Source organism: uncultured Campylobacter sp. (assembly GCF_937949835.1).
Classification (GTDB): domain Bacteria; phylum Campylobacterota; class Campylobacteria; order Campylobacterales; family Campylobacteraceae; genus Campylobacter_B.
The window spans coordinates 1-6077 of sequence record NZ_CALEDC010000204.1 but is presented as its reverse complement, the minus strand read 5'-3'; the positions used below and the strand labels follow the sequence as shown (position 1 = coordinate 6077).

Below are 6077 nucleotides of genomic sequence, written 5' to 3'. Positions count from 1 at the left end.
TATGCGATCTAGATGGCAATCTTACAGATATACGGCTTAAAGATAGGGCGTTAAAATGTATACTTAAAAAGACCTATAAATCTATAAATATTTCAGCGGAGGAATTCCGTGATATGGAAAGAAAAATAAAGAAGCAATACGGTAAAGTAGACGATGAATTTTATAATTTTTATAGCGGGTTGGTGGAAAGATGCGGTGGAAATAATCGTCCAGATAAAGCTTGCGAATTTTTCATTGTAGATGACAATATAAATTTAGAATATTTTATGGATTTGGGAGACAGGGCTTGCAACGGTAAACAAGCCGTAGCAAATTTCAAAGATTTTGTAAATATGTCCATGCTTAAAGGCGAAGTTGTTTACCCCTGGGAAAATAATAATAGTTTAATCTTGTCGGATGGAAATTTAAAATACAAATTATATTTTAGCGGATTAGAAAATGATAAACATGTATTTGATATGTTATTTACGGAAAAAATATTTTTAAATGAAATTAATCCTAAAATATACGACCACAAATATCCTAATGATAAAATTTTTTCTATTCCAACCGACATGCTATTTTTTGATATGTATGTAAGCCTAATAGATAAAAAATACGATAATTTTTGTAATTTATATAACTTTAAAAAGAAAGATATAAAACCGTATAAAGCGTTTTTTGAGTTAGAAGGTATAAAATATAGTCGGTATGCTTTTTATCTAGGTATTTTTGATGAAAATTATACATATAAATACGATATAAAAGATAATTTGCTGGGTGTGGAGCAAGGATATTATTACGATGAAAAAACCAAAGAGATAAAACGAGAGCAATAAAATAGAATTTATAAAATTTACTCGCCCCGCCTGCTTAAAATCCCATATTTAGCGCTATTTACCTCTTGCGCCGCGAGTGATCATCAAGGACTGCTCGTAGAAAATTAGCAGCGTTATCGAGACGCCCGTGCCGAGCGCCAGCGAGATCGAAACCGTGGCAAGGGCGTTATCGAAAAACGAGATAAGATGAGCGAGTTTATGCTCTGCGCCCGCAGCTCTGATATAAGAAAACAGCGCCAAAACCGCCTTGTAGGCGTAGATGCCAGGTATCATCGGAAGCAGCGCGGGGAAGGCGATGATCTCTGCGGGCACCTTGAGGCGCTTGGCGCAGAGCATCCCCAAAACGCCGATCAGAAACGACGCAAAAAGCGTCGCGGCGGCGATCGAAAAAATTTGGCTTTGAATCAGCAAAAACCTGCACGAATGCGCAACCGCTGCAAGCAGTGCCGAGAAAATAAGCGTCTTTTTAGGCGGCATGCACGCATACGCAAACCCGAGCCCCGCCGCAGCGGCAAAGCAAGCATCCTTAAATACCAAAAGCGCTATATCAAACATTTACAAGCCCCAAATTTGAGATGCTAAGCGTCAGAAAGAGCCCGATCGCGATGCAGATGATCAAAAGCCCCGTGTTTAGCCCTCTGCTGATGCCTACGAGCATATTTTCGTTTAGGATGTCAAATACCGAGTTGATCAGCCAGACGCCGGGGATCAAAAAGAGTATGCTCGATCCCACGGCGACGTCGGGCGTGGCGCTAAGCCCGTAGCGAGCGCCTAGCGAGACGATGAAGGAGACTGTGAACGAAACCGCGATGTATTGGATTTTTAGGTTGATTTTAAGCTTGCTAAGCAGATAGCGGGCGCAAATTCCAAAAGCCGTAGCCGCAAAAACTAATGCCATCGCACCGCCGTCGCCGCCGAAAAGTTCGCAGAATGCGGCATTTGCGACGCTGAGCAAAACGAGAGTTTTGGCAAAGCTTTTCTTCTGCGAGGCTAAAATTTCGGCAAATGAGGCTCTGGCGCGCGCAAGGGGGATTTTCTCGTCGTAAATTTCCCAGCTAAGCGCGCTTAGCTCCGAGATCAGATCGAAGCTGATACGCGCTGCAGCGCCCGTTTTGACGTAGGTGCGGCGGATAGAGTTGTCCGCAGGATCCATCACGCTGATGATGAAGTGGCGCACAAAGATCATCAGGCTAGCCTCATAGTCGTAAGCGTCCGCTATCCTGCGCACGCAGCGCTCGATGCGCGCGGTGTAAGTGCCGATACTAAGCATCTTGGCGGTGTATTCGCTAAGAAAATTGGTAAGCTCTTGGATTTGCGGTCTCGCTGCTTCTGCTTCTTTTGCTGCCGCCATTTCTGTTGTCATTATTTCCTCCGCTACTCTTGTAATCTCAATATCGTTTTGCGCTGTTTTCGTCGTTTTTACTTCTACGACGCTCGTTGTAGCTTCCTGTTTTTGCGGCGCCCGCCATCGTTTTTGATGTCGCTATGATGTCCGCCGCCGCGGAATTTTTATTTTTAAAATTTAATGCAGTAGCGCCCGTGGCGGAATTCTCGCCATCTAAATTTGACATGGAGGCGATACCTATGGCGGCAAAGCTTTGGTTGCTTAAATTTTGATCGTTTAAATTTAACGTCGCTTTGGAATTTTCGTCATTCAAATTTAACGCTGAGGTTGAATTCTCGCCGCTAGAATTTTTTGTCGCAGCAGCGGAGCATTCATCGCTCAAATTTGAAGCGGCGGAATTTTGCTCTTTTAAAGAATTCTGCTCACTTAAATTTAAATCGCAGCCCAAATTTTGCTCACTTAAATTTAAACTTTCGGCATCCTCGCAAGATTCGCTAAATTTAGAATTTTTCACGCTTACCTCAGGCTGATGAGATCGAGCGGGTTGATGTGGTAGTTCTGCTGCGTCACTTCAAAGGTCAGATCCGAGCCGATGCGCCCGATGATGTAGCCCTTTTTGACATTGGAGCCGACGCGCACGGTAGGCGGGATCTGATTTAGATGCGCGTAGATCGTATGGATACCGCCGCTATGCTCTAGGATCACCACCTTATCAAGCACGGCAGTTTCTTTAGCAAAGACCACTTTGCCCGGCAGCACCGCTTTAACCTGTGTGTCGCCGCTGTTTGAGCCGAGCACGATATTTTCGTTGAAAAGCTTGATGTTATACACCGGATCGTTGTAGTTGCCGAATTTCCGCTTCAAATACGCGCCGTTCAGAGGCGCCGCGGTCTTGGCTCCGCTGTATTTTTTAACGCGCGAGGACTGATAGCTCGAGCCGTACTGCTTGACCTTTTGGTTGATCTTGCTTACGCGCTCATCCGCTGGCTCGCTCACTTCTGGCTCGGGCTCGCTAGGAGGCGCAGGCTCAGGCTTGCCCGCCTTTTTTGCTGCCGCTTTTGCTTTGGCGTACTCTTTTTCGCGCGCCTGGCGCTCCTTTTGCTTCTGCGCTTCAAGCTTTGCTTGGCGTGCCGCTTCCTCCTTCTGCGCTTTGGCTTTTTCCTCGGCGTCATCGATGATCTTAAGCTCCTGCAGGGTCTTAGATATGGCATCTTGCTCGTCGTTTATCTTCTCCAGTCTCGCGATGTAGTCTTCTTTGTCCTTTTTCATCTGCGCGAGCTTTTCTTTTTGGATGGTTTGCTTGGCGTCAAGATCGGTTTTTTTCTTGTCATAGCTCGCCATGCTTGCCTGGATCGATTTGATCTTTTTGTTCTGCTCGTTGATAAAATTTTGATTATTTTCGTAGTCTTTGATCAGCCCCTTCAGCTCGTCGTTCATAACGACGCCGAGCCCCTCCAAAATTTCGCTAGCCATGATAGAATCGGGCGTGGTGGTGGAATTTACGTCGGTGATGAGATCGAATGATAGCTCTTGCGAGATCACGCTTGCGATCTTGCTTTCCAGATCGTTTTGCACGCTAAGAAGCGTGACGTTTTGGCTATTAAGCTTTTCAAGCTCCTGCGCTTCGGCGGCGTATTGATCTTTTAAGCCCTCGATCGCGTCGCTTAGCTGTTTGATCTCGCCCTCGCGCTTTTTAAAGCCCTCCTGCTCCTTTACGATTTGGCCCGCGATCTCGTCGATCTTTTGCGAGAGCTGCATACCCTCCTTTTGCGAGCTTTTGAGCTCTTGACCCGCTTTGGCGATCTTATCTTTCGTGCTTTGTCCCTTTGCGGGCGCGGCATAAGTAAGAGCCGCGGCAAGCCCCAGCGCAAGAAGCGGCGCTAAAAAAGCCCTTTTCATGCTCGTTTATTTCCGATTTGCAGCATCACAAAACTTACCGCGATGATAGATAGTGCTAAAGCCACGCCTAAAAGGATCAGCGCGTCGTAAGGCAGCACTATGGCGGTGCGTAGATCGCCGATACCCTTAAGCGTTGTCGAAAACACCTCCCAAGAAGGAAGCGCAATGTAGAAGCAGGTCACGATCAGCGTGGCGATGAAGGAGTCGATTATCGCCATTCGGTAGAGCTTGCCGCTTTTTATCAGAAACGACGCGCCGAAAAGCTCCATGATCTCGATGCGCTCTTTGTGCTCATAGACCCAAATACGCATCTGGCGGTGGATTAGCATCACGCCTAAAAGCACGATGAGAAACGCAAAGCCGTAAACAAGGCTTTTGATAAGTAGTAAAATTTTAAAAATTTCATCGTGGGTCTTTTTAAAAATTTCAACCCGCGTGAGCGAGCCTATGGATTTTAGATCCTGCTCGATCTTTGCAAGCTGCGCGGCGTCGGGGAAGCTTTCAAGCTTGACGCTATAAAATTTAGGCAAATTTTTACTAAGCTCGGCAAAGGCGTTTTGTGAAATTTTACCCTTTAGTCGCTCGGTAATGCCCGCTGTGGAAATTTCGCTAATCGAGCTGATCTTCGGCACCGCTTTTTGCGCGTCTTGCAGGCTGAGCGAGGTTTTGGAGACTAGCACGATGTTGTATTCGTTTTGGATCGAGCGCTCGTAGCTTTTGGTTAGGTTGCTCATAAAAATTCCAAACTGCACTGAAAAAAGCAGCGCGACGAGCGAAAAGATCACGCCGAAATGGGTTTTAATCGATTTCATTTACTTTAGCGTCCTTAATCTCAAAATGTCGGTGCCTAAAACGCAGCGTAGCGGGCATTTTATGCGTCACGATGACGACGCAGGCGTTCCACGACTCGCACGCCGAGCGCAACAAATTCCAAATAATGGCACTGGAGTAGTCGTCCAAATTTCCCGTTGGCTCGTCGCACAGCAGCAGGCGCGGATTATGCGCCATCGCACGCGCCAAAGCCACGCGCTGCTGCTCGCCGCCGCTAAGCTCGAGCGGATACTTGCCCATCTTATGCCCGAGCTCGACGTGGCGCAGTAGCTTTTTGGCTTGGTCTTGGCAGACCTGCTGATTGTAGCCCATTATCATTAACGGAAGCATTATGTTGCGCTCGATCGTCCATTCGTTGATCAGGCGGTAGTTTTGAAAGATAATGCCGATGCGCTGGCGCAGGGTGCGCAGATCGGAGTTTGTGATGCCCTTTAGATCGCACAGGCAGACGTTCAGCTCGCCGCCGATGATGTCGATGCCGCCGTAGAAGGACTTAAGCAGCGTGGATTTGCCGCTGCCGCTCTTGCCCGTGATGATGACGAAGTCCTTCGCGCCGATGCCGAAGCTCGCGTCTTGGATGACCGCGCCCGCCTTTTCGTAGCCTAGCGTGAGGCCCGCTGCGGTGATGATATTGTAATCGTCCGTTATCTCTGCCATTGTGAAAATATCTCCGAAATTTTTTGATGTGCCGCGTGGTTTTCGCGCGTAGGAAGCGGGCGGCGGATGAAGTAGCGCGTGCCGCTTGCGTTTGCGCGGATGAAACACTGCTGCGGAAAGTCGAATGCCCCAAGCGAAAGCAGGATTAGCACGTCCTGCGGCTCGGCGGCGCATGGCTTGCTTTGCCGTTCGTTTTGCTGCTTAACGCAGCTTGGTTTGCCTTGCCATTGCTGCTCGGCACGGTTTAATTTGCCTTGGTGTTCGGCTTGCAACTCGTCATGGCTTAGCTCGCTTCGGTACCCGACTTGCGACTTGATAGCGTAGTTTGACTTATTTTGTAATTCTGCTTGCGGCTCGGCAGCGCGGTTTAGTTCGTTTTTTAGTTCGGCTTGTGGCTCATTTTTGCAAGGCGCGGTGCTCGCTTTTTTTAGAATTTGCGTAGTGTTTGCTTCGTCCGTGTGGGTCGCATTTGGCGTGGCACTCTCTTTTATTGCACTGGTTGCTGAGAATAAGCCGTCCAAATTCGG

Annotated in this window: 7 protein-coding genes and 1 pseudogene; 1 reads left to right on the top strand and 7 read right to left on the bottom strand. The window is 47.8% G+C overall.

Going from position 1 to position 6077, the window contains the following annotated elements:
• Positions 1 to 818 (top strand): hypothetical protein (locus Q0256_RS04780; protein ID WP_297960562.1); only part of this gene is annotated, 818 nt, incomplete at its 5' end.
• 54 nt (positions 819 to 872) lie between these two features.
• Here the strand turns inward: Q0256_RS04780 and Q0256_RS04775 are convergent.
• The 7 genes and pseudogenes from Q0256_RS04775 to Q0256_RS04745 all read right to left on the bottom strand — a co-directional run.
• Positions 873 to 1364, bottom strand: a complete 492-nt coding sequence (locus Q0256_RS04775; protein WP_297960565.1) for a threonine/serine exporter family protein — start codon at positions 1362 to 1364, stop codon at positions 873 to 875.
• Between the two features lies 1 nt (position 1365).
• The gene (locus Q0256_RS04770) at positions 1366 to 2181 is read right to left on the bottom strand and encodes a threonine/serine exporter family protein (RefSeq protein WP_297960559.1); all 816 of its coding nucleotides are present in this window, start codon (positions 2179 to 2181) and stop codon (positions 1366 to 1368) included.
• A 25-nt stretch (positions 2182 to 2206) separates the two neighbouring features.
• Positions 2207 to 2677 carry a hypothetical protein gene (locus Q0256_RS04765; RefSeq protein ID WP_297960555.1) on the bottom strand — a complete coding sequence of 157 codons (471 nt, stop codon included), beginning with the start codon at positions 2675 to 2677 and terminating at the stop codon, positions 2207 to 2209.
• Positions 2678 to 2679: 2 nt separating this feature from the next.
• Positions 2680 to 4062, bottom strand: a complete 1383-nt coding sequence (locus Q0256_RS04760) for a peptidoglycan DD-metalloendopeptidase family protein (RefSeq protein WP_297960552.1) — start codon at positions 4060 to 4062, stop codon at positions 2680 to 2682.
• Positions 4059 to 4874: a hypothetical protein gene (locus Q0256_RS04755; RefSeq protein ID WP_297882232.1), complete on the bottom strand. Its 816-nt coding sequence runs from the start codon at positions 4872 to 4874 to the stop codon at positions 4059 to 4061. Before Q0256_RS04755 ends, Q0256_RS04760 begins: the two co-directional genes overlap by 4 nt.
• A complete protein-coding gene (locus Q0256_RS04750; protein ID WP_295152369.1) occupies positions 4861 to 5550 on the bottom strand; it encodes a cell division ATP-binding protein FtsE in 690 nt (229 codons plus the stop codon). The genes Q0256_RS04755 and Q0256_RS04750 overlap by 14 nt, the downstream gene beginning before the upstream one ends.
• A pseudogene (locus Q0256_RS04745) lies at positions 5538 to 6077 on the bottom strand (hypothetical protein); the annotation flags it as partial. The gene Q0256_RS04750 and the pseudogene Q0256_RS04745, both read right to left, overlap by 13 nt.